Origin of the sequence: Amycolatopsis eburnea, assembly GCF_003937945.1 — a bacterium.
In the GTDB taxonomy this organism is placed as follows: Bacteria; Actinomycetota; Actinomycetes; order Mycobacteriales; family Pseudonocardiaceae; genus Amycolatopsis; species Amycolatopsis eburnea.
On sequence record NZ_RSEC01000046.1, the window covers coordinates 119,355 to 144,887 of the forward strand.

The following is a 25,533-nucleotide window of genomic DNA, read 5'->3' on the forward strand; positions in this document are numbered from 1 at the left end:
GGCGACCAGGTACCGGGCGAGGTGCGAACCCAGGCCACCGAGGCCTCCGGTGAGCAGGACGGTGCCGTCGAAGCGGCCTTCGGACGCGGGCGCGACGGCGGCCCGGCCGAGCCGCGGGACGTGCAGCTTCCCGTCACGGACGACGACCTTCGGCTCCCCCAGTGCGACGGCGGCGGCGAGCAGGGCGTCGTCGGTGGTGTCGACGAGGGTGATGCGGCCGGGCTGTTCGGCCTGCGCCGAGCCGAGGAGGCCCCAGATCGGCGCGGTGGCGAGGTCGGTCGAACTGGCCACGACGACCAGGTGCGTGTCGGCGAAGCGGTCGTCGGCCAGGAAGGTCTGGACGGTGTGGAGGACTTCGCGCAGGGTCTCGCGGACGGCTTCGGGGGTGTCTCCGCCGGTGGGCCGGTAGACGACGTGGGACGGCGACCCGGTGGCCTCCTCGAGCGGCGGCCAGTCCACCGGGCCGGTCGCCGCGTTCGCCGGAACCGGTACCCAGTCGACGGTGAACAGCGATTCGTGCCGGGCTTTCCGCGCGGCGCCCGTGCCCGCGGCGACCGGGCGCAACGCCAGTGCCTCCACCGACGCCACCGGCTCGCCCGCGGTGTCGGTGACCTCGATCGCCACCGAGAGCGGGTCGGCCGCGTCGATCCGGACCCGCAGCGCCGAAGCACCCGGGGCGTGCAGCGTCACGCCCGTCCACGCAAACGGCAGCAGCCGGTCGGCGTCCGCGCCGCGGTCCGCCGCGCCCAAGGCGTGCAGAGCCGCGTCGAGGACCGCCGGGTGCAGGCCGTACGCGTCCGTCGCGCCCGCCTGCCGCGGGGCGGTGACCTCGGCGAACACCTCGGTGCCCCGGCGCCAGACGCGCTCCAGGCCCTGGAACGCCGGGCCGTAGCCGAACCCGGCCGAGGCGAGGCCGTCGTAGAAGCCGGTGAGGTCGACCTCCTCGGCGTCCGCGGGCGGCCACGCCACGGGCACGGGGTCCGCGGCCCCGGGAGCGAGCACGCCCCCGGCGTGGCGCTCCCACGCGGTGTCCTCGGGTTCGTCCTCGAGTCGCGAGTGGATGGTGAACGCGCGCCGCCCGCTGTGGTCCGGGGCGCCGAGGAGCAGCTGCAGCCGGACGCCGCCGCGTTCGGGCAGGACCAGCGGCGCCTCCAGGGTCAGCTCGGCGACGCGCGGGCAGCCGACGCTGTCGCCCGCCCGCGTCGCCAGCTCCAGGAAAGCCGTGCCGGGCAACAGGATCGCGCCCATGATCACGTGGTCGGCCAGCCACGGCGCCGCCGCCGCGGAGAGCCGGCCGGTGAACAGGTGCCCCTCGCCGTCGGCCAGCCCGGTGGCCGCGCCGAGCAGCGGGTGCCCGGCCGCCGTCAGGCCCAGCCCGCCCGGGTCGGTCGCCGCCGCGCCCGGCGGGGTCGCCTCCGGCCAGTACCGTTCGTGCTGGAAGGCGTACGTCGGAAGGTCGATCAGCCGCGCGCCGGTGCCGGCGTAGAAACCCTTCCAGTCCAACGGAACGCCCGCGACGTGCAGAGCCGCGACCGCCGCGGCGATGGTGTGCTCCTCCGGCCGCCCGGCCCGCAGCAGCGGCACGCACTTGACGTCGTCGCCGGTCGCCATCGCGGACAGCACGGCGTCGGGGCCCAGCTCGACGAACCGGGTGACGTCCCGCTCGGTCAGCCACCGCACGCCGTCGCCGAAGCGGACGGTGTCCCGCACGTGCGACACCCAGTACGCCGGGTCCTGCAGCTCCCCCGCCGCAGCAACGCGGCCGGTGCGGTTCGACACGACGGGCAGCGTCGCCTCGCCGTAGGAGATCCGGCGTGCGACGGCCGCGAACTCGCCGAGCATCGGCTCCATCCGCGCCGAGTGGAAGGCGTGGCTGACGCGCAGCCGCTTGGTCCGCCGGCCGCTCAACGCCGTTTCGAGGGCGTCGATGGCCGCCGCGTCCCCGGAGAAGACGACGGAGCCCGGCCCGTTGACCGCGGCCAGCGACACCTCCGGGCCGGTGATCAGGTCGAGCGCTTCGGCTTCGGTGATTTCGGCGGCGAGCATCGCGCCGCCCGCCGGCAGCTCCTGCATCAGCCGGCCGCGGGCGGTGACGAGCGCGCAGGCGTCTTCCAGGGAGAACACCCCGGCGACGTGCGCCGCGGCCAGCTCACCGACGGAGTGCCCGAGGAGGTAGTCCGGCCGCAGCCCCCACGACTCCACGAGCCGGAAGAGCGCGACCTCCAGCGCGAACAGCGCGGCCTGCGCGTGCTTCGTGTCGTCGAGCCCCTCACCGGTGCGCACGACCTCGGCGAGCGCCGGGTCGAGGTGGGCGCACACCGCGTCCCACGCCTCCGCGAACACCGGGAACGCTTCCCGCAGTTCGAGCCCCATCCCGGCACGCTGCGATCCCTGTCCGGTGAACAGGAACGCGACGGCGCCCGAAGTCGCGACACCGGAAGGGCCGCGCCCCTCCGCCAACGCGGTGAGCCCGGCGCGCAGGTCGTCCACAGTGGACCCGGTGAGCACCGCTCGATGGGGCAGCGCGGCCCGCGACGTACCCAGGGAGAACGCGAGGTCCAACGGCGAAGAGTCCACAACGGACAGCAGCCGCTCGGCCTGACCCCGCAACCCGGCCGCGTTCTTGCCCGACACCGGCCAGTTCAGCACCCCGGGCACCCGCGGCGACGGCTCGGCGACGGCCTCGACCGCGGGCGCCTGCTCCAGGATGACGTGCGCGTTGGTGCCGCTCAGCCCGAACGACGAGACGCCGGCCCGGCGCGGCCGCCCGGTCGCCGGCCACGGCCGGGTGCCGGTGACCAGCGCGAGCCCGCTGCCGTCCCAGTCGAGCGCCGACGTCGGCGCGTCGACGCCCAGGGTTTCCGGCAGGACGCCGTGCTGCAGCGCCAAGACCATCTTCAGCACCCCGGCCACGCCGGCGGCGGCCTGGGTGTGGCCCAGGTTCGACTTCACCGAGCCGAGCCACAGCGGTTCGCCGTCGCGGTCGCGGCCGTAGGTGGCGGCCAGCGCGCGGGCTTCGATCGGGTCGCCGAGCGTGGTGCCGGTGCCGTGCGCCTCGACGGCGTCGACGTCCGAAGGGGACAGTCCGGCGCCGGCGAGTGCCGCGCGGATGACGCGTTCCTGCGCCGGTCCGCTCGGCGCGGTGAGGCCGTTGGACGCGCCGTCCTGGTTGACCGCGCTGCCCCGCAGCACGGCGAGGACCCGGTGGCCGTTGCGTTCGGCGTCGGACAGCTTCTCCAGCACGAGCACGCCCGCGCCCTCACCCCAGCCGGTGCCCGCCGCGCCCTCGGCGAACGAGCGGCAGCGGCCGTCGGGGGCGAGCCCGCGCTGGCGGCTGAAGGCGATGAACAACGTCGGGGTGGCCATCACGGTCGCGCCGCCGGCCAGCGCGAGCGAGCAGTCGCCGCGGCGCAGGGCGTGCGCGGCCAGGTGCAGTGCGACCAGCGACGCCGAACACGCCGTGTCGACGGTGATCGCGGGTCCCTCCAGGCCGAACGCGTAGGCGACGCGTCCGGAAAGGACACTGGACGCGTTGGCCGTGGAGAGGTAGTCCTCGGCGCCTTCGGCCGCGCTCGCGGCGAGGTGGATGTAGTCCTGGAAGTTCGTGCCGGAGAAGACGCCGGTGGCCGAGCCGCGCAGCGACGCCGGGTCGATGCCCGCGCGCTCGATCGCCTCCCACGAGATCTCCAGCATCAGCCGCTGCTGCGGGTCCATGACCAGCGCTTCCCGCGGCGAGATGCCGAAGAACGCCGGGTCGAAGTCGCCGGCCTCGGGCAGGAAACCGCCGTGGCGCACCGAAGACGTGCCGCGCGTGGTGCCGTCCGGGTCGTGCAGCCGGTCGACGTCCCAGCCGCGGTCGGCCGGGAACTCCGTGATCGCGTGCCGTCCCGAGGAAAGCAGGTCCCACAGCGCTTCGGGCGTCGACGCGCCACCCGGGAACCGGCAGCCGAGGCCGACGATCGCGATCGGTTCCTGGTCGGCCGTCTCGGCCTCCCGCAGCTTCGCGCGCGTCTCCTGCAGCTCCACGGTGACGCGCTTGAGGAAGTGCCGGAGCTTCTCTTCGTTGTCCATCAGCGCTCGCCCATCCTGCGTGCTCACGAGATCCCGAACTCCTTGCCGAGCAGGTCGAACATTTCGTCGTCCGAAGCCGCGAAGACGTCTTCGCCGTCCACGCGCTCCGTGCGCAGCCCGTCGAGCAGGCGGTGCAGCCGCCGGGACACCGCGTCCCGGCGGGCTTCGTCGAGGTCACCGGCGGCCATCGCCCGTTCCAGGGCGGCCAGCTCGGCGTCCAGCGGGTCAGTCGCGGGCTGGCCGGCCGGGACCAGCTCGGCCCGCAGGTACTGCGCGAGCGCGAGCGGCGTCGGGTGGTCGAAGACCAGGCCCTGCGGCAGGTTCAGCCCGGTGCGCCGGGCCAGCAGGTTGCGGAATTCGACCGCGCTCAGCGAGTCGAAGCCGAGCAGGCCGAACTTCGCCTCGGGCTCGATGGCGTCCGCCGAGGCGTGCCCGAGGATCATCGCGGCGGCCGTCCGCACCGCCTTCGACAGCGTGCTGACGCGCTCGGGCTCGGACATGCCGGCCAGCTGCTCGGCCAGCGGCGCCTCGGCGGTCTCCGGGGCTTTGCGCGCGGCGTCGATGGCCGTGCGGGCGCTGGGGATGCCGTCGAGCAGGTGCGTCGTCCGCATCAGCGCCATGCCGGGCGCGTACCGCGTCCAGTCGATGTCGGCGACGGTGACCGAGGTGTCGCCCCGGCGCAGGGCTTCGCCGAGGGCGAGCAGCGCCCGGCGCGGGGCGAGGGCGGCGGCCCCGCTGCGGCGCATGCGTTCCTGGATGGCCGGGTCGGCCGCCATGCCGACCTCGCCCCAGGCACCCCAGGCGACCGACAGCGCGGGCAGCCCGGCGGCGGCCCGCTGTTCGGCGAGCGCGTCGAGCACGGCGTTCGCGGCGGCGTAGCTGCCCTGCCCGGGCCCGCCGACGGTGCCGGCGATCGAGGCGAAGAGGACGAAGAGGCTGAGGTCGGCGGTCAGTTCGTGCAGGTTGACGGCGGCGGTGGTCTTGGGCCGCAGGACCGTTTCGAACCGGCTCGGGTCGACAGCGTCCACCACGCAGTCGTCGAGCACCCCGGCCGCGTGGACGACGCCGCGCAGCGGGAACTCCGCGGGCAGGCTCTCGATGAGGCTCCGCAGCGCGTCCCGGTCGGCGACGTCGCAGGCGGCGACGGTCACCCGGGCCCCCGCGGCGGTGAGTTCGTCGACCAGCTCACGGGCACCAGGAGCGTCGATGCCCCGGCGGCTGGTGAGGACGATGTGGCCCGCGCCGGCGTCGGCGAGCCAGTGCGCGAGCTTGCCGCCCAGTGCGCCGGTACCCCCGGTGACGAGCACGGTGCCGTCCGCGGGCACCTCGCCGCCGGACCCGGTGGGTGGTCCGGCCGGGTCGGGCACGAGCCGTCGCACCAGCGCGCCGTTCGCACGCAGGGCGATCTGGTCCTCTTCCCCGGCCGCGGCCAGGGTTCCGGGCAGCCGGGTCAGCGCGCGCGGTTCGAAGTCCGGCGGCACGTCGATCAGCCCGCCCCAGCGGCCGGGGTACTCCATCGCGGCGACCCGGCCCAGGCCCCACACGGCGGCCTGCGCGAGGCTGCCCGCCGCGTCGCCCGGTCCGGTCCGCACGCCGCCGGTGGTCAGACACCACAGCGGCGCGTCGACCCCGGCGTCCCCGAGTGCCTGCACCAGCGTCGCCGTCGTGGCGAGGCCGCCGGGCACCGACGGCGCGTCCGGGGACGGCGTCTCGTCGAGCGCGAGCAGCGACAGCACGCCAGCCGGGCTCGGGAACGTCTCCAGCAGCGTCGTGATCCGCTCGGCCAGCGCCGCGCGGTCCGGCCCGTCGACGACCAGCCGGACGGTGTCCGCGCCCAGGACGTCGACCAGCACGTCGACGCGCTCGTCGCCGTCGAGGGCGGCGGGCACCGCGATCAGCCAGTCCTCCCGGCGCGGCGCGGCCGTACCCGTGAACGGCTGCCAGTCGACGCGGTAGCGCCAGCCGTCCGTTGTGGACCTGTCGGCATATCCCTTGCGGTGCGCGGAAAGCGTGGGCAGCACCCGGGCCAGCTCACCGGCGTCGGCGCCGAGTTCCGCCGCCAGTGCGTCGACGTCGGTGCCCTCGATCGCCTCCCAGAAGCCGTCGGCGGGTTCGGCTGCGGGAGCCACGGGTTCCGGCCAGAACCGCTCGCCGTCGAACGGGTACGTCGGCAGCCGGACCCCGCGCGCGTCGACCCCGGCGAAGAACCGGTGCCAGTCGATCGCCGCGCCGTCGACGTGCAACCGGCCCAGCGCGGTGACGATCGCCGTCTCCTCGTCGTGGCCCGCCCGCAGCAACGGCACGAACGTGGCGTCGACGGTCTCGGCGGCCATCCCGCACAGCACGGCGTCCGGGCCGACCTCGACGAACCGCGTGACCCCGCGCCCGGCCAGGTCCGCGACTACGTCGCCGAAGCGGACGGTCCGGCGCACGTGGCCGACCCAGTACTCGGCGGTGGCGAACAGCTCGTGCTCCGGCTGCCCGGTCACCGCGGAGAGCAGCGACCGCCGCGGCACCCGCAGGTCGAGCCCGGCGACGACCTTGGCGAAGTCCTCGAGCATCGGTTCCATCAGCGGCGAGTGGAACGCGTGGCTGACGGTGAGCCGCCGGGCCTTCTCGAACCGGTCCGCGACCGCCAGCACGGCCGTTTCGGTCCCGGCGATCACCACCGACGACGGCCCGTTGACGGCGGCGAGCACGACGTCCGGGCCGAGCAGCGGCTCGACGTCGGCGGCGCTCGCGCGCAGGGCGACCATCGCCCCGCCCGCGGGCAGGTCCTGCATCAGCCGGGCCCGGGCGCCGACGAGCGTGCACGCGTCGGTCAGCGACAGCACTCCCGCCGCGTGGGCGGCGGCGATCTCGCCGATCGAGTGCCCGGCCAGGTGATCGGCGCGGACACCCCAGTCCTCCAGCAGGCGCAGCAGCGCGACCTCGACGGCGAAGATCGCGGGTTGCGCCCAGCCGGTGGTGTCCAGCCGGGCGGCGTCGCCGAAGACGACGTCCTTCAGCTCGTCGCCGAACTCGGCGCAGACCTCGTCGAAGGCCGCCCGGAACACCGGGTAGCGGTCGTACAGGCCGCGGCCCATGCCGAGCCGCTGCGAACCCTGGCCGGTGAACAGCAGCGCCGTGCCGCCGTCGTGCGCGGTGCCTTCGACGAGGTTCCCGGCCAGGTTTGCGCGCATCGTCTCGGCGTCCGCGCCGACGACGACCGCACGGTGCTCCAGCGCGGCGCGGCGGGTGGCGAGGGCGAGCCCGGTGGCGGCGAGCGGCGTTCCGGCGCCGGCCAGGCGGGCGGCTTGGGCGTGCAGCGCGGTCCGGCTGCGGGCCGAGAGCACCCACGGCACCACGGCGGCGGGCGGTTCCGGCGCCGGGGCGGGCGGTTCGGGGGCCTGTTCGAGCACGACGTGCGCGTTGGTCCCGCTGACCCCGAACGCGGACACCGCGGCCCGGCGCGGCCGGTTCACCTCGGGCCACGGCGTCGCCGCGGTGACCAGGTCGATCGACCCGGCCGTCCAGTCCACATGGGACGACGGCGCGTCGACGTGCAGGGTCGGCGGGACCAGGCCGTGCCGCATCGCCTGGACGACCTTGATCACCCCGCCGACCCCGGCGGCGGCTTGCGTGTGGCCGATGTTCGACTTGAACGACCCCAGCAGCAACGGCGTTTCGCGGTCCTGGCCGTAAGTGGCGAGGAGGGCCTGGGCTTCGATCGGGTCGCCGAGGGTGGTGCCGGTGCCGTGCGCTTCGACGACGTCGACGTCCGAAGTGGACAGTCCGGCGTCGGCGAGCGCGGCGCGGATCACCCGCCGTTGCGACGGGCCGTTGGGTGCGGTGAGGCCGTTGGACGCGCCGTCGGAGTTGACCGCGGACCCGCGCACCACGGCGAGCACCTCGTGGCCGTGGCGGCGGGCGTCGGAAAGCCGTTCCACGACGAGCATCCCGACACCCTCGGCCCAGCCGGTGCCGTCGGCCGCGTCGGCGAACGCCTTGCAGCGCCCGTCCGGCGCGAGGCCGCCCTGCTGGCTGGTGCCGAGGAAGTAGTTGGGGCTGGACATCACGAGCACACCGCCGACGAGCGCCAGCTCGCACTCCCCCGCCCGCAGCGCTTGCGCCGCCAGGTGCAGCGCGACCAGCGACGAGGAGCACGCGGTGTCGACCGTCAGCGACGGGCCTTCGAGACCGAGCACATAGGACACCCGGCCGGACACCGCGCTGGCGGCGTTGCCGAGCCCGGCGTGCGCGCCGACGTCGGCGTCGCTGCCCGCGAGGACGCTCGCGTAGTCCTGGCCGTTGGTGCCGACGAACACGCCGGTCGGGGTGGCGCGCAGGCCGAGCGGGTCGATCCCGGCGTCCTCCAAGGCCTCCCAAGAGGTTTCCAGGACCTGCCGCTGCTGCGGGTCCATCGCGAGGGCCTCGCGCGGGGAGATGCCGAAGAACGCGGCGTCGAAGCGGTCGATCTCGTCGAGGAACCCGCCGTAGGTGGTGGCGGACGCGCCCGCGGCGAGCGCCGCGAGGTCCCAGCCGCGGTCGCGGGGGAACGGGCCGACGGCGTCGTGGCCGTTCACGACCATCGTCCAGAGGTCTTCGGGCGAGCGGACGCCACCCGGGTAGCGGCAGCTCATGCCGACGATGACGACCGGGTCGTCGGTGCGCGCCCGGGTCCGGCGGACCGGGCCGGCGCGCTCGTCGTCGCCGAAGAGCCCGGCCAGCAGCAGGCGGGCGACGGCGGCCGGGGTCGGGTGGTCGAACACGAGCGTGGCCGGCAGGTCGAGCGCGGTGGCCGCGGTGAGCCGGTTGCGCAGCTCGACCGACATCATCGAGTCGAAGCCGAGGTCGGTGAAGGGGTCGCCGGTGCCGACCGCGCCGGTGTCGCCGTGGCCGAGTACGGCGGCGACGGTGGTGCGGACCAGATCCTCGGCCGCGCGGACGCGGTCCGCTTCGCCAAGCGCGGCCCAGTCACCGGCGACCGGGCTCGCCGGGACGCGCACCGGCGTCGCCGGCGTGGCTTCGATTTCGCGGACGGCGCCGCCGAACTCGACCTCGGCGGCGGTGAACACGGGCCGGTCGGCGGAGTCGAGCAGGGCGAGGCTGACCATGGTGCCGCCGAGCGGGGCGACACGCAGCCGCAGCCGGGTCAAGCCCTGCGCGTGCAGCGAAACCCCGCGCCAGGCAACCGCTTCCGCACCGCAAGCTTGCGTGGCTTCAGCGAGCAGCAGGGGGTGGATGTCGAACGCGCCCGGGTCCCCATCGAGCGTGACATCGGTCAGGTACGCACCTTCGGCCAGCACGGCGGGCTCCGGTCCCGCGGCCGCGGCCAGGACGCCCGTGGCGTGGTGCGCCCACCCCGCACTTTCACGTGAAAGTGCGGCCCCCAGGTGCGCACTTTCACGTGAAAGTGCGGGGGCGGAGTGGATGTCGATCGGGCGGCGGCCGTCGGCGGTCGGCGGGCCTACCCGGACCTGCAGGGTGGCGACGTCCTTCGGGGACAGGGCGAGCGGTTCGGTGAGGGTGAACTCGGCGATCTCCGGGCAGCCGAGGTTGCGGGCCGCGCGCAGGGCGAGTTCGAGGAATCCCGCGCCGGGGAACTTCGTGCGGCCCGCGAGCCAGGGCTGGGTGGCCGAGGAGACGGTTCCGGTGAGCACGGTCTCGGTGCTCGCGGCGACGTCGAGGGCGGCGCCGAGGAGCGGGTGCCGGACGGGGGTGAGGCCGAGCCCGGCCGCGTCGCCGGTGCGCGGGGTGAGCGTGGGCCAGTAGCGCTCGCGCTGGAAGGCGTAGGTGGGCAGGTCGACCGTGCGGGCACCGGCGTGCACGGCGGCCCAGTCGACGGCGCCGCCCGCGACGTGCAGCGCGGCCAGCCCGGCGATGAGCGCGACATCTTCGCCGTGGTCCTTGCGCGCGAGGGGGATCGCGCCGGGCACGAGTCCGGAAAGGACGGCCGACGGGCCCAGTTCGGCGAACCGCGTCACCCCGGCCGCGGTGAGCCGGTCGACGGCGTCGCCGAAGCGGACGGTGTCGCGGACCTGCCGGACCCAGTACTCCGGGTCGGTGACGTCCCCGCCCGCGACCAGCGGGATTTCCGGCTCGGCGAAGGACAGTCGCGCGACCACGGCGCGGAAGTCGTCGAGCATCGGGTCCATCAGGCGCGAGTGGAAAGCGTGGGACACCTTGAGCCGCCGCGCGCCGGGGAACCTGGCGGCGGCCGCGGCGACGGCGTCCTCGGGTCCGGAGAGCACCACCGACTCCGGACCGTTCACGGCGGCGATGTCGACGCCCTCGGCAGTGATGTCCACTTCGGACGCCCGGACCGAGAACATGGCGCCGCCTCCGGGCAGCGCGCCCATCAGCTTCGCGCGGGCCGAGACGAGGGTGCAGGCGTCGTCGAGCGAGAGCACCCCGGCGACGTGCGCGGCCGCGATCTCCCCCACCGAATGCCCGGCCAGGAACGCCGGGCGCACGCCCCACGATTCGAGGAGCCGGAACAGGGCGACTTCGTAGGCGAACAGCGCGGGCTGGGCGTGCTCCGTCCGCTCGAGCCGGTCGTCGGTGACCACGCCGAGGCGGTCCGAGAGGGCGGCGAACGTCTCGGCGAAGACCGGGTGGACCTCGGCGAGCCGGCTGCCCATCGCGATCCGCTGCGCGCCTTGGCCGGAGAAGAGGAACGCGGTCTCGCCACGCGACGCCGTTCCGGTGGTCACGTTCGGGGCGGTCCCCTGCTCGAGCCAGGAACGCAGATCCGCGCGCAGGGCCGCGGTGTCCGGTCCGGTGACCGCGAGGCGGTGTTCGAAGGCCGTGCGGGTGGTCACGGTCGACAAAGCGATGTCGGCCGGGTCGGCGTCGTCGGCGGTGGCGGCCAGCAGTGCCTCGGCCTGGGCGCGCAGGGCGGGTTCCGAGCGGGCGGAGACGAACCACGGCACCGGCCCGGCGGCGCGCGGCCCGCGGTCCCCCGGCTCGGGTTCCGGGGCCTGCTCGACGATCGTGTGCGCGTTGGTGCCGCTGACCCCGAAGGACGACACGGCGGCGCGGCGCGGGCGGCCGGTCTCCGGCCACGCCTCCGGTTCGCTGACCGGCCGGACGGCGCCGGAACTCCAGTCCACTTCGGCCGTGAGGCGGCCGGCGTGCAGCGTGCGCGGCACCTCGCCGTGGCGGATGGCCAGGACCGCCTTGATGATCCCGGCGACGCCGGCCGCGGCCTGGGTGTGCCCGAAGTTGGACTTGATCGAGCCGATCAGCAGGTCGTGCTCGCGGTCGCGGCCGTAGGTGGCCAGCAGCGCCTGCGCTTCGATCGGGTCGCCGAGCCGGGTGCCGGTGCCGTGCGCCTCGACGACGTCGATGTCCTGAGTGGACAGTCCGGACGCGGCGAGCGCGGCGTGGATCACCCGCTGCTGCGAAGGTCCATTGGGGACGGTCAGGCCGCTGCTGGCGCCGTCGGAGTTGACGGCGGTGCCGCGCAGCACCGCGAGGACGGGGTGGCCGTGGCGCCGGGCGTCGGAAAGCCGTTCCAGGACCAGGATCCCGGCGCCCTCGGCCCAGCCGACGCCGTCCGCGCCGTCGGCGAACGCCTTGCAGCGCCCGTCCGGCGCGAGGCCGCCCTGCTTGCTGAACTCCGCGAACGCCTCGGGCGTCGCCATTACCGTGACGCCACCGGCGAGCGCGAGCGAGCACTCGCCGGAGCGCAGGGCCTGCGTCGCCCAGTGCGCGGCGACCAAAGAGGACGAACACGCGGTGTCGACGGTGACCGACGGGCCTTCGAAGCCGAAGGAGTAGGCGACGCGGCCGGAGAGCACGGCCGCGGTGGTGCCGGTGCCGGCGTGGCCTTCGACGGTCTCGCCGGACGCGGCGAGCAGCTTGCCGTAGCTCTGGCCGTTGGTGCCGACGAACACCCCGGTGCGGCTGCCGCGCAGGCTCGCGGGCACGATGCGGGCGCGTTCGAGGGCCTCCCACGTGACTTCGAGGAGGAGGCGCTGCTGCGGGTCCATGGCGAGGGCCTCGCGGGGCGAGACGCGGAAGAACCCGGCGTCGAACCGGTCGGCGTCGTCGACGAACCCGCCGCGCCACGCGTCGACGTCCCCGAGGCTGATGGTGCTGCGGTCCACGCCGGCGAGCAGCGCGGACCACCCGCGGTCGGCGGGCAGCGGCCCGATCGCGTCGGTGCCGGCGGCGACCAGGTCCCACAGCTGGTCCGGCGTCGCCACCCCACCGGGAAACCGGCACCCGATCCCGACGACCGCCACCGGCTCCCCGGCGGCGGCTTCCATCTCCCGCACGCGCTGCCGCGACCGGTGCAGGTCGGCGGTGACGCGCTTGAGGTAGTCACGCAGCTGGCTCTCGCTGGCCATCCTCGCCTCTCGGTGTCGTCCGGCCGGGACTCGCGGCACCGCGGTCCGGGTTCCGCATCGCTGGAGTCAACCGCGTCCGGCGCCCGAGAACCCTTAGTCTTCGCGCCCGGCGAGCGGGTGACCGGCGGCAGAGAGCCTGGCCGCGTGGTCTGCCCGGCGCCGCAGGGATGTCATGAAAGGGTCGTTCATGTCGTCTGGCGAGGTGAACGACCCTTTCATGACATCCCGGATCGCCGGACCGGCCGCGCTCGGGCGCTCGGCGGCGGCTCGCCGGCGTCCTGAATGACTCATTCAGGTCTTCGGCGGTCCTGAATGACTCATTCAAGACCTTGCCTGGGGGCTCGAAACCGGCGCGGAATGTAGGTGATTCACGGAAAAGGCGTTGTTACGGTCGCGGCGGCCGTGTGCTCCCGCCGAGGAAAGGTGCTTCTCCATGAGCCGAGAACGGCGTCCGATCCTGTTCGTCAGCTCACCCGACAGCGGGCTGGTCAACTCCCTGCTCGTGCTGGCCGCGGAACTGTCCCGGCGCGGGGTTCCCGACGTCTGCTTCGCCACCTTCGACAACCGCCGCGCCGAGGTCGAGGCCATCGGGGCCGATGGCAGCGGCAGCCGCGTGGAGTTCCGGTCGCTCGGGGCGCCGATCCCCGAGCTGTCCTCCGGGTCGTGGGACGACGAGACCTACCACGCCGTCACCCAGAAGTCGCGCTGGAAGGCGCACAAGGCGCTGATGCGCCACACCTTCGACACCCGCTTCCGCGACCAGGCCTACCGCGCGCTCGCCGAGATCGTGCGCGAGGTCGAGCCGGCCGCGATGGTGGTCGATTCGCTGCTGCACGCCGGGTTCGAGCTGGCCGTCACAAAGCGGATCCCCCACGTCGTGAGCGTGCCCTTCTCGGTGAGCAACCACCTGACGAAGCTGCCGCCGGGCTTCCCCGTCCCGCACTCCGGGCTGCCGCTGGACATGACGGCCGGGCAGCGGCTGGCGAACGCGTGGTTCGGGTTCCGCCGCAAGGCGCTGTACTTCACCGATTCCCTGCTGCGCAAGCGGGTCGTCGAATACGTCAAGTCCAACAAGGAGCTCGGCGTCTCGCGGCTGGCCGCGAAGTACACGTCCCGCATCGACGAAGCCGCGCTCGTGCTGGTCTACTCGCTCGCCGAGCTGGAGTACCCGGTCGACATCCCGGCGCACTTCCGGATGCTCGGCGCGATCGTGCCGCCGCTGCCGGAACTGCCGGGCGAACAGGACGTCAAGGGCTGGCTCGACCGGCACGAATCGGTGGTCTACATCGGGTTCGGCACGGTCGTGCGGCTGAGCGAGGCCGAGGTCGAGGGCCTGGTCGAGGTCGCGCGGCGGCTCGAAGGCAAGCACGCTGTGCTCTGGCGGCTGCCGGCCCAGTCGTGGCACCTGCTGCCGCCGACCACCGAGCTGCCGTCGAACCTGCGGGCCGAGAAGTGGCTGCCCTCGCAGCTCGACGTCCTCGCCCACCCGCACGTGCGCGCGCACTTCACCCACGGTGGCGGCAACGGCTACATCGAGAGCCTCTACTTCGGCAAGCCGCTGCTGCTGCGGCCGCTGTTCGTCGACGGCTACGACCAGGCCGTCCGCGCGCGCGACACCGGCGTCGGCCTGGTGGTCGAGTCCTCGCACGGCATCGACGTCGACGACGTCACCGCGAAGCTGACCGAGGTGCTGGAGAACCCGTCCTTCACCGCGCGGGCTCAGGAAATGGCGCGGTTGCAGCAGGAGCCGGGCCGTGGCCGGGAGGGTGCCGTCGACGCGCTGCTCGCGCTCGCCGCCGGGACGCCGGCCGCGACCGAGCCGGCCCGGTGATCGAGGCCGCGGGCCTGGCCCGCACCTTCACCGCCGGCGGCCGGGAAGTCGCCGCCGTCCGCGGGGTCGACCTGCGGGTCGAGGCCGGCGAGATCGTCGCGTTCCTCGGCCCGAACGGCGCCGGCAAGACCACGACCATGCGGATGCTCACGACGTTGCTGCGCCCGACCGCCGGGCACGCCCGGATCGCCGGCGCCGACCTGCTCACCGAGCAGAAGCGCGTCCGGCGGCACATCGGCTACGTCGCCCAGGGCGGCGGCACGGTCGACGAGCGCAAGGTCCGCGAAGAGCTCATGCTGCAGGCCCGCCTCTACGGGCTCAACAAGACCGACGCCGCCGAGCGCGTCCGCGAGATCTCGGGGCAGCTGGGCCTGACCGGCCTGGAAGACCGGCTGACGTCGGCGATGTCGGGCGGCCAGCGGCGGCGGCTCGACCTGGCGCTGGGCATGGTGCACCTGCCGGTGGTGCTGTTCCTCGACGAGCCGACCACCGGCCTCGACCCGCAGAGCCGCGCCCACCTGTGGAGCCACATCCGGCGGCTGCGCGACGAGCAGGGCGTGACGGTCTTCCTCTCGACGCACTACCTCGACGAAGCCGACGCGCTCGCCGACCGGATCCAGGTCATCGACGACGGCGTGATCGTCGCCGAGGACACCCCGGACGCGCTCAAGTCCCGCCTGCTCGGCGACGGTGTCGAGGTGACGGTGCCGCCGGACCGCGCGGACCACGCGGAACTGCTGGTGGCCGGGCTGCCCGGGATCCACGGCCTGCGCCGCGACGACGCGACGTTGCGGTTCCGGGCCGGGCAGAGCGAGGAGGTCCTGTCGCCGCTGGTGCGGGCCCTGGACCAGCAGGACATCCCGCTGGTCGCGCTGCGCGTGCGGCGCCCGACGCTCGACGACGTGTTCTTCGCCCTGACCGGCCGGGGCCTGCGCGAGCCTGCCGAGGAGGTGACCGATGCTGCGTGAAGCGATCCTGGTCTACCGCAGCGAGCTGGCGGTGGTGCTGCGCAACAAGCCGTACCTGGTGATGGGCATGATCCAGCCGGTGCTGTACCTGGTGCTGTGCGGGCCGCTGCTGGCGGTGCTGGTCAGCAAGACGCCCGGGGTCGCGGCCCAGACGTCCTGGGTGGACCTCACCCCGGCGCTGATCATCCAGATCGCGGCGACCAACGGTGTCTACTGTGGATTCGTCCTGCTGTCCGGCATCAAGGCGGGCGCGGTCGACCGGCTGCGCGTGACGCCGGTGAGCCGCACGGCGCTGAGCCTCGGCCAGGCCCTGCCGTCGGTGACGCTGTCGCTGGTGCAGGGCGTGATCATCCTGCTGCTCGCGAGCCTGGTGTTCGGCGTGGCGGTGAGCGCGGTGGGCGTGGCACTGGTCCTGGTGATCACGGCGCTGACGGCGCTGTCGATCGCGTGCTGCGCGGACGCGATCGTGCTCAAGCTGCGCAACGAAGAGACGTTCTCGTCGATCGTGAACATCGTGATCCTGCCGCTGACGCTGCTGTCGGGCATCCTGCTGCCGATCACGCCGGACCGGGCGCCGATGTGGCTGTACGTGCTGTCGCGGTTCAACCCGCTGGCGTACGTGGTCGACATCAGCCGGGCGAGTTTCCGGGAGACGTTGCCGCTGGTGCCGACGCTGGTGGGCGCGGTGGTGATCATCGGCCTGACCGCGCTGGCGGTGCGCTGGAACTCGCGCACCTTCCAGGCGGTCGCCGCCTGACCTCACTCCACCAACCGGGCCGGGGATCCCTTCCCCGGCCCGGTTTTCCGTGCCCGACGTTTCGTGAAGGCCACCTTGAGGAACGTAAAGTTCCTCAAGGTGGCCTTCACGAAGGATCACCGGGGGTCGGTCAGTCGGTGCCCAGCTCCGAGTCGATCAGGCGGAACAGTTCGCCGTCGTCCGCCGAGTCCAGCGACTCCAGGAACTCGCTGGGGCCGTCCAGGCGGTCCAGGAGGGAACGCAGCCGCGTCGTCAGGACGCCGACCGTCTCGGGTGCCAGTGAAGGATCCGAGACCAGCGCCTCGAAGTGGCTCAGCGACGACAGCACCTGCGCGGACGCGTCCACCGGCTCCGGGCTCAGCAGCGACAGCAGGTGCGCGCTCAGCACCCGCGGGTTCGGGTGGTCGAACAGCACTGTCGCCGGCAGCGTCAGGCCCGTCGCGTAACCCAGGCGGTTGCGCAGCTCCACCACCGTCAGGGAGTCGAAGCCGATCTCCGTGAAGCCGGTGTCCGGGTCGATCGCCGCCGGGGAGCCGTGGCCGAGGACGCTCGCCGCCAGTTCGCGGACCAGGTCCAGCAGCTCGCGGTCCCGCGCGTCCGGGGCCAGCTCGCCCAGGCGGGATACGAACGAGCGGACGCCGTCGGCGTCGATGCGGGCCGTGCGGCGGGTTTTGGGGACCAGGTCGCCGAGCACCGGCGGGACGATGTGGCCGCGCAGCACCGCCAGGTCCAGGCCCACCGGGACGACCACCGCGGCCGGGGACGCCAGCGCCGTGTCGAACAGCGCCAGGCCCTCCTCCGGGGTGAACCGGCGCAGGCCGGACTTCGCCAGGCGCTGGGCGTCGACGTCGGCGAGCGTGCCCGCCATGCCGTCCTCCTGCGCCCACGGGCCCCACGCCAGCGACACCGCCGGCAGGCCCTCCGCGCGCCGGGCCGACGCCAGTGCGTCGAGGAACGAGTTCGCCGCCGCGTAGTTGCCCTGGCCGACGCCGCCGAGCAGGCCGCTCGCCGACGAATACAGGACGAACGCCGCCAAGTCGAGGTCGCGGGTCAGCTCGTGCAGGTGCCAGGCGCCGTCCACCTTGGGGCGCAGCACCTTCTTGAGCCGCGCCGGGGTCAGCGAGCCCACGACGCCGTCGTCGAGGACGCCGGCCGCGTGCACCACCGCCGTCAGCGGGTGGCCTTCCGGGATGCCGGACAGCAGGTCGGCGACGTCTTCGCGGTCGGCGGTGTCGCACGCCGCGACGCGGACGTCCGCGCCCAGGCCCTTCAGCTCGTTCACCAGTTCGGCGGCGCCGGCGGAGCCGAGGCCTCGGCGGCCGGCCAGCAGCAGGTGCCGGACGCCGTGGTGGGTCACCAGGTGCCGGGCCAGCAGCCGGCCCAGGCCGCCCGTGCCGCCGGTGACGAGCACCGTGCCGTCCGGGTTGCCGATGCCGGGCGCCGGCCGGTCCGCCGCGGGCGCCCGGACCAGCCGGGCGCGGTGCGGGACGCCGTCGCGCACCGACACCTGCGGCTCGCCCGAGGCGACGGCCGCGTCGACGGCGTCGCCCTCGACCAGCAGGAACCGGCCCGGGTTCTCCGACTGCGCCGCCCGGACCAGGCCCTGCACCGCCGCGGCCGCGGGGCCCTCGCCGGTCTGGAACACGACCTGGACGTCGGTGGCCAGGAAGGACTGCAGCTGCTCGAGGACCTGCGTGGTCGCGCGGTGGGTCGCGGTGACCGGGTCGCCGCTCGTGTCCACCGGCACCACGACCACGGCATCGTCCGCCAGGTCGGTGGCGTCCTCGCCGAACACGACGAACCGCCTACCGGACGGCTCGGCCGAAGGCAGCGGCGTCCACTCGAGGTGGAACAGCGAGTCGTGCCCCTGCTGCCGCGGGGCGGCGGCTTCCCCGAACGACACGGCCTCCGCGGACGCGACCAGCGCGCCGCCGAGGTCGGTCAGCGTGAGGGCGATCGTGTCTTCGGTACGGCGGAGGTGGACGCGTGCGGCCGCCGCGCCACTGGCGTGGAGCGCGAACCGGGTCCAGCCCGTCGCCGGGCGCAGCGGCAGGTCCAGCAGCGTGACGGCCTGCAGCGCCGCGTCGAGCAGCGCCGGGTGCAGCCCGAACGCGTCGTCTTGACGCGACGCGGGCAGCGCCACCTCGGCGAAGACGTCGTCGCCCGAGCGCCACGCCGCTTGCAGGCCACGGAAAGCCGCGCCGACCTGGGCATGGTCGTCGTAGAAGCCGTCGAGGGCCAGTTCCACCGCGGCCGGCGGCCAGGCCGGGTCGACCGCCGGTTCGGACGCGCCGGGCGCGAGCCGCCCGGCCGCGGTCCGCGTCCACGGCTGCTCGCCTTCGCCTTCCGGCCGGGTCCAGATGGTCAGTTCGCGCGTGCCCCCGGTGCCTTCCGGGCCGACGACGACCTGAGCGTGCACGCCCCCGACCGGCGGCAGCGTGAGCGGGACCTCGACGGTCAGCTCTTCGAGCAGGTCGCAGCCGACCTCGTCGCCCGCGCGCACGGCCAGCTCCACGAACCCGGCCTCGGGGAACACGATCACGCCGTCGACGGTGTGGTCGGCCAGCCACGGCTGCAGCTGCGGCGAAAGCGCGCCGGTGAACAGGAACCCGCCCGACTCCGGCAGCGCGACCCCGGCGCCGAGCAGCGGGTGCTCGGCGGAGTGCAAGCCGGACAGGCGCAGGTCGCCGTGCGCGCCGTGGAAGCCTTCGGGCCAGTAGCGGTCCGGCGCGAACGGGTAGGTCGGCAGCGCGACCGGACGGCCGCCGCCGAAGAACTTCGCCCAGTCCACGGGGACGCGGGCGTGGTGCAGCCGCGTCAGGGCGGTCACCAGCGTCCGGGGCTCGTCGCGCACCGCCGCGACGACTTCGCCGCCGGTCAGGTTTTCGGCCGCCATCGCCGCGGCGACACCGTCCGGGCCGACGTCGAGGAACGCCGTGACGCCTGCCGAGGCCAACGTCGTGACGGCGTCGGCGAACCGCACGGCTTCGCGGGCCTGCCGCACCCAGTACTCCGGCGAGGTGAAGTCGGCCTCGCCGGCGACGGTCGAGACGATCGGGATCGACGGCGCCTCGAGTTCCAGCCCGGCCACTACCCGGCCGAACTCGTCCAGGGCGGGTTCGATGAGCGGCGAGTGGAAGGCGTGCGAGACGGCGAGCCGCTTGGTCTTGGCGAAGTGCTCCCCCACCGCGAGGACGGCGGCTTCGGTGCCGGAGACGACGACCGAGCGCGGGCCGTTGACCGCGGCGATCACGACGTCGTCGCCGAGCAGCGGCGCGACCTCTTCTTCGCTCGCCACCACGGAAAGCATCGCGCCACCCGGCGGGAGCGCCTGCATCAGGCGGCCGCGCGCGGCGACCAGCCGGCACGCCCCGGCCAGGCTGAACACCCCGGCGACGTGCGCGGCCGCGATCTCGCCGACCGAGTGCCCGGCCAGCAGGTCCGGGGTGATCCCCCACGACTCCAGGAGCCGGAACAGCGCGACTTCGAACGCGAAGATCGCCGCCTGCGCGTACTGCGTCTGGTCGAGCAGGCTCGCGTCGTCGCCGTGCATGACCTCGCGCAGCGGGCGGTCCAGTTCGACGTCGAGGTGGGCGAGGACGGCGTCGAGCGCGTCCGCGAACACCGGGTAGGTGGCGGCCAGCTCGCGACCCATGCCGAGGTGCTGGCTGCCCTGCCCGGCGAACAGGACGGCGAGCTTGCCGTCCGGCCCGGCGAGGGTGGGCCCGCCGATTTCGCGCAGGCCGGCCAGCAGCTCGTCCCGGTCGGCGGCGACGACCGCGGTGCGGTGCTCGAAGTGCGTGCGGGTCGTCGCCAGCGCGGCGGCGAGATCGGTGAGATCCGGTTGCGTGGCAACGAAGTCCGCGATCCGCGCGGCCTGCGCGGCGAGCCGCTCCGGCGTGCGGGCGGAGAGCAGCACCGGCACCGGGCCGGTCACCGACGCTTCGGAAATCTCGGTGTCCTCGGCCTGTTCGAGGATCACGTGCGCGTTCGTCCCGCTGACCCCGAACGACGACACGGCGCCGCGGCGGGGCCGGCCGGTCTCGGGCCACGGGCGCTGCTCGGTCAGCAGCGAGATCGCCCCGGCCGTCCAGTCCACTTGGGACGTCGGCTCGTCGAGGTGCACCGTCTTCGGCAGCACGCCGTGGCGGAGGGCCTCGATCATCTTGATCACGCCCGCGACCCCCGCGGCCGACTGGGCGTGCCCGAGGTTCGACTTGATCGAGCCGAGCAGCAAGGGCTCTTGACGATCCTGGCCGTAGGTGGCCAGCAGGGCCTGGGCTTCGATCGGGTCGCCGAGCGACGTACCGGTGCCGTGCGCCTCGACCGCATCGACGTCCGAAGTAGACAGTCCGGCGTTGGCGAGTGCCTGGCGGATCACGCGTTGCTGCGAGGGACCGTTGGGCGCGGTGAGGCCGTTGGACGCGCCGTCGGAGTTGACGGCGGTGCCGCGCAGCACGGCCAGGGGCTGGTGGCCGTTGCGGCGGGCGTCGGACAGCCGTTCCAGCAGGAGCAGGCCGGTGCCTTCGGACCAGCCGGTGCCGCCCGCGGTCTCGGCGAACGACCGGCAGCGCCCGTCGGGAGCGAGGCCGCCCTGGTAGCTGAACTCGACGAACGCACTCGGCGTCGCCATCACGGTGACCCCGCCCGCGACGGCCAGCGAGCATTCGCCCGAGGCCAGCGCCCGCGCCGCCATGTGCAGCGCGACCAGCGACGACGAGCACGCGGTGTCGACGGTGACCGACGGGCCTTCCAGCCCGAACAGGTAGGAGATCCGGCCGGACAGGACACTGGTCGCGGCGCCGGTGAGCAGGTGCCCGGCCAGTTCCGGCGGCGGCGTGTAGCCGTTGCCGGAACCGCCGACGTAGACGCCGGTCGTGCTGCCGCGCAGGCCTTCGGGGTCGACGCCGGCGCGTTCGAACAGCTCCCACGCCACTTCGAGGAGCTGGCGCTGCTGCGGGTCCATCGCGAGGGCTTCGCGCGGAGAGATGCCGAAGAAGCCGGCGTCGAAGTTCGCGACGCCGTCGACGAAGCCGCCTTCGTGGACGTAGGACGCGCCGTCGCGGAGGCCGAGCAGGTCCCAGCCGCGGTCGCCGGGGAACTCCGTGATGGCGTCGGTACCGTCGGCGACCAGGCGCCACAGGTCTTCGGGCGAGCGGACGCCGCCCGGGTAGCGGCAGCTCATGCCGACCACGACGATCGGGTCGCCGTCGACCGCCCCGGTCACCGCGGGGGCCGCGGCCGGGTCGTCGTCGCCGAGCAGTTCGGTGGCCAGCAGCCGCGCGACGGCGTCCGGGCGCGGGTGGTCGAAGACCAAAGTGGACGGCAGCGTCAGGCCGGTCGCCGCGTTGATCCGGTTGCGCAGCTCGACCGACGTCAAGGAGTCGAAGCCGAGTTCCTTGAACGGGCGGCGGGGTTCGACCGCGGCCGCGCCCGCGTAGCCGAGCAGGCCGGCGACCTGCTCGCGGACCAGGTCCAGCAGCAGGGTCTCCCGCTCCCGCGGGTCGGCCTCGCGCAAGCGTCCCAGCAGCCCTGACGCCGCCGTGACATCGCCCGCCCCGGTGTCGGCGAGCGCGCGCACCTCGGGCAGCTCGCCGAGCAGGGTGCCGTCGCGGCGCGAGGTGATCGCCGGGACGAACCGGTCCCAGTGGACGTCGGCGAGCACGACGGCGGTGTCGTCGTGGGCGACGGCCTGGCCGAGGGCGAGCAGGGCCTGCTCGACCGGCAGCGGCCGGAGGCCGCGGGCGCGCAGGAACCCGGCGGTCTCCTCGTCTTCGGCGACGCCGGTGCCTTCCCAGGCGCTCCACGCGACGGCGGTCGCGGTCCGGCCGCGGTCGCGGCGGTGCCGGGCGAGCGCTTCCAGGCCGGTGTCGACGGCGGCGCGGTCGCGCTGGCCTTCGGCACCCCACACCGCGCTCACCGAGGTGAACAGCACGAACGCTTCGAGGTCGGTGCCGGCGAGGGCGGCGTCGAGCTGGACGGCGGTGGTCCACGCGCCGGGGTCGCCGGTCATCCCGGCGGTGTGCAGGACGGCGGTCAGCGGCCGGTCTCCGGGGATCTCGGTCACGACCTCGGCGCCGGATTCGGTGACCCACTCGGCGACGCGCGCGCCGAAGCCTTCTTCGGCGCCGGTGACCAGCACGGTGCCGTGCGGGCGCCACGGTTCGGCGGCGCCCCCGGCCGCGGCATGCACGAGACGCCGCGCGAAGAGGCCGGACGCGCGGACGGCGACCTGGTCCTCCGGGCCGCCGAGCGCGGCGGCGAACCGGGCGGCGGCCCGCTCGTCGAGCGTCTCCGGCAGGTCGATCAGGCCGCCCCAGGCCCGCGGGTACTCCAGCGCGAGGACCCGCCCGGCACCCCAGAGCGCGGCACGGGCGGGGTCGGCGAGCGGGTCGGAGCGGCCGACGGATACGGCGCCGCGGGTGACCGCCCACAGCGGCACGACCGGATCCGCTTCGGCGAGGAATTCGACCAGTGCGGCCGTCGTGGTGAAGGTCGTCCCGTCCAGGTCCAGGAAGGAGACGACGCCGGTGTGCTCGCCGAGTCCTTCCCGGAGCACCTCGACCGGGTCGGCGTCGGGCGCCACCACCAGGCGGTCGGCCTCGAAGGGGACGTCGAGACCTTCGGGGACGAGCGCGAGCCAGCGCCCGGTCGCGGATGTCCCGTCGGGCAACGGCTTCCACGTGACGCGGTAACGCCAGCCGTCCACAGCGGACTGCTCGCCGCGGCGGCGGCGCCACGACGACAGCGCGGGCAGCACGCGGGTGAGCGCGTCCTCTTCGACGTCGAGGGTGGTGCTGAGCGCGGCGAAATCGGCGTCGTCGACCGCGGTCCAGAACTCGGCCTCGGCCGGGTCCGCGGTCCTCGCCTCAGCGGGCTCGGGCCAGTAGTTCTCGTGCTGGAAGGCGTACGTCGGCAGCGGGACGATCCGCGCGCCCTCGGCGAGGAAGGTCGTCCAGTCCGGGCTGACCCCGCGGACGTGCGCTTTGGCCACCGACGTCAGGAACCGGTCGAGGCCGCCGTCGGTGCGGCGCAGCGTGCCGGTGACGACCGCGCGGGCACCGGCGTCCTCGGCGATCTCCTGCAGCGGGACGTTGAGCACGGGGTGCGAGCTGATCTCCAGGAACGCCTGGTACTGCAAGGAAAGCAGTTCGCGGATGGCCTCCTCGAACCGGACGCGCTGCCGCAGGTTTCGGTACCAGTAACCGGCGTCCATCCGGGTCGTGTCGAGCCACTCGCCGTCCACAGTGGAGAAGAACGGGATCTCCGACTGCCGCGGCCGCAGCCCGGCCAGCGCCGCGGTCAGCTCGTCTTCGATCAGCTCGACGTGCGCGGAGTGCGAGGCGTAGTCGACGTCGATGCGGCGGGCCCGCAGGCCGGCTTCGGCCAGCTCGGCCAGGAACTCCTCCCCCGCCGCCGGGTCGCCGGCGACGACGACGGACGACGGGCTGTTGGCCACCGCGACCGACAGCCTGCCCCCGAACCGGGCGAGGCGGGCTTCGACGTCGGCGGCGGGCACCGAGGCCGACAGCATGATCCCGGCCCCGGCGAGGCGTCGCGCGATGGCCTGGCTGCGCAGGGCGACGACGCGGGCGGCGTCGTCGAGGCCGAGCGCGCCGGACACGCAGGCCGCGGCGATCTCGCCCTGGGAGTGGCCGACGACGGCGTCCGGGGTGATCCCGTGGGCCTGCCACAGCGCGGCGAGGGCGACCATCACGGCGAAGGACGCGGGCTGCACGACGTCGACGCGATCGAGCGGAGCCGCACCACGCAGGACGTCGGTCAGCGACCAGTCGATGTACGGGGAGAGCGCGGCCTCGCACTCGGCGATGCGGGCGGCGAACACCGGCGACTCGTCGAGCAGCCGGGCCCCCATCCCCGCCCACTGCGCGCCCTGGCCGGGGAAGACGAACACGACCCGGCCGTCGATGTCGGCGACGCCGGTGGTGACCGCCGGGCCGGGGGTACCGGCGGCGAGCGCCGCGAGGTCGTCGCGCGGGTCCTCGGCGACGATGACGGCCCGGTGGTCGAGCGCGGCCCGCGACTTCGCCAGCGACCACGCCACGTCGGCCGCCGAAGCGTCGCCGGAGTCGAGGTGGTCACGCAGGCGGGCGGCCTGCGCGGCGAGCGCGGCTTCGGTGCGCCCGGCCACGACGAACGCCCGCACCCCGGGCCGGGCCTCGGTGTCCGGGCGCTCGGCGGGTTCGGGCTGTTCGAGGATGACGTGGGCGTTGGTGCCGCTGATGCCGAACGACGACACCGCCGAACGGCGGACGCGGCCGGTTTCGGGCCACGGCGTGTGCTCGGTGACGACCTCGACGGCACCCGCCGTCCAGTCCACATGGGACGAGGGCTCGTCGAGGTGCACCGACTTGGGCACGACGCCGTGGCGCATGGCCTGCACCATCTTGATCACGCCCGCGACGCCCGCGGCCGCCTGGGTGTGCCCGATGTTGGACTTGACCGACCCCAGCAGCAGCGGCGTCGACCGGCCCTTGCCGTAGGTCGCGAGGAGGCTCTGCGCCTCGATCGGGTCGCCGAGGGGCGTGCCGGTGCCGTGCCCTTCGACGACGTCCACATCGGACACCGTGAGCCCGGAAGTGCCGAGCGCCTGGCGGATCACCCGCTGCTGCGACGGTCCGTTGGGCGCGGTGAGACCGTTGGACGCGCCGTCCTGGTTGACCGCCGAACCGCGCAGCACCGCGAGGACTTCGTGGCCGTTGCGGCGCGCGTCCGAGAGCCGCTCCAGCAGGACGAGGCCGACGCCTTCGGCCCAGCCGACGCCGTCGGCGGACTCGGCGTAGGACTTGCACCGCCCGTCGCGGGCGAGGCCGCCCTGCGCCGAGAAGTCCACAAAGGACCCCGGGGTGGCCATGATCGTGACGCCACCGGCGATCGCCAGTTCGCAGTCCCCCGCCCGCAGCGCTTGCGCCGCCCAGTGCATCGCCACCAGCGACGACGAGCACGCCGTGTCGATCGTGACGGCCGGGCCTTCCAGGCCGAGGGTGTAGGAAACGCGGCCGGACAGCACGCTGCCCGCGGTGCCGACCCCGAGGAAGCCCAGCGCTTCTTCCGGGAACCGCGCGCCCTGGCCGTAGTCGTGGTACATCACGCCGGCGAAGACGCCCGTTTTGCTGCCACGCAGCGAAAGCGGGTCGAGGCCGGCGCGTTCGATCACCTCCCAGGAGACCTCGAGGAGGTGACGCTGCTGCGGGTCCATGGCCAGCGCCTCGCGCGGGGAGATGCCGAAGAGGCCAGGATCGAAGCGGCCCGCATGGTCGAGAAAACCGCCTTCACGAACGTACGAACGTCCTCTTTCATCGCCGAACAGACCTCCCAGGTCCCAGCCCCGGTCTTCCGGGAACGCTCCGATGCCGTCGCCGCCGTCGAGCACGAGCTCCCACAGCCCCTCGGGCGAGGTGACCCCGCCCGGGTAGCGGCAGGCCATCGACACGATCGCGACGGGTTCCGGCTCCGCCGTTTCGAGCTCCTCGACGCGCTTGCGCGTCTTGGCCAGGTCGGCGGTGACCCACTTCAGGTACTCGACGAGCTTCTTGTCCTCGGTCATGA

At 74.2% G+C, this 25,533-nt stretch carries 6 protein-coding genes (1 of these 6 cut by a window edge); 3 read left to right on the plus strand and 3 right to left on the minus strand.

Annotated elements, in window-relative coordinates; genetic code table 11:
- Together EIY87_RS48375 and EIY87_RS20140 are read right to left on the minus strand one after the other, a co-directional pair.
- Positions 1–4,098 carry the beginning of a type I polyketide synthase gene (locus EIY87_RS48375; RefSeq protein WP_449657950.1) on the minus strand. Its footprint begins 15,858 nt before the window's first position, so 4,098 of the gene's 19,956 nt are visible here — the first part of the coding sequence; its start codon is at positions 4,096–4,098; the stop codon falls past the left edge of the window.
- Entirely contained in the window at positions 4,095–12,407 is an 8,313-nt protein-coding gene (locus tag EIY87_RS20140; RefSeq protein WP_125310425.1) for a type I polyketide synthase, read from the minus strand. Before EIY87_RS20140 ends, EIY87_RS48375 begins: the two co-directional genes overlap by 4 nt.
- Positions 12,408–12,840: 433 nt before the next feature.
- Here EIY87_RS20140 and EIY87_RS20145 point away from each other — a divergent pair, with 433 nt between their 5' ends.
- From EIY87_RS20145 to EIY87_RS20155, 3 genes are read left to right on the plus strand one after another with little or no spacing between them, the layout of a single operon-like run.
- Complete coding sequence (locus EIY87_RS20145; RefSeq protein WP_125310428.1) at positions 12,841–14,238, plus strand: glycosyltransferase; 1,398 nt, start codon at positions 12,841–12,843, stop codon at positions 14,236–14,238.
- On the plus strand, positions 14,235–15,206 hold the full coding sequence (locus EIY87_RS20150) for an ATP-binding cassette domain-containing protein (RefSeq protein WP_125310430.1): 972 nt from the start codon (positions 14,235–14,237) through the stop codon (positions 15,204–15,206). Before EIY87_RS20145 ends, EIY87_RS20150 begins: the two co-directional genes overlap by 4 nt.
- Positions 15,196–15,963, plus strand: a complete 768-nt coding sequence (locus tag EIY87_RS20155; RefSeq protein WP_125310432.1) for an ABC transporter permease — start codon at positions 15,196–15,198, stop codon at positions 15,961–15,963. The genes EIY87_RS20150 and EIY87_RS20155 overlap by 11 nt, the downstream gene beginning before the upstream one ends.
- A 130-nt stretch (positions 15,964–16,093) precedes the next feature.
- Here EIY87_RS20155 and EIY87_RS49125 read toward each other — a convergent pair whose 3' ends face one another.
- Entirely contained in the window at positions 16,094–25,531 is a 9,438-nt protein-coding gene (locus EIY87_RS49125) for a type I polyketide synthase (RefSeq protein WP_125310435.1), read from the minus strand.
- Between the last annotated feature and the right edge of the window lie 2 nt (positions 25,532–25,533).

Excerpts from the sequence above, each read along its gene's own strand:
- EIY87_RS20140 (WP_125310425.1), bottom strand. The coding sequence starts at position 12,407 with ATGGCCAGCGAGAGCCAGCTGCGTGACTACCTCAAGCGCGTCACCGCC.
- EIY87_RS20145 (WP_125310428.1), top strand. The coding sequence starts at position 12,841 with ATGAGCCGAGAACGGCGTCCGATCCTGTTCGTCAGCTCACCCGACAGC.
- EIY87_RS20155 (WP_125310432.1), top strand. The coding sequence starts at position 15,196 with ATGCTGCGTGAAGCGATCCTGGTCTACCGCAGCGAGCTGGCGGTGGTG.
- EIY87_RS49125 (WP_125310435.1), bottom strand. The coding sequence starts at position 25,531 with ATGACCGAGGACAAGAAGCTCGTCGAGTACCTGAAGTGGGTCACCGCC.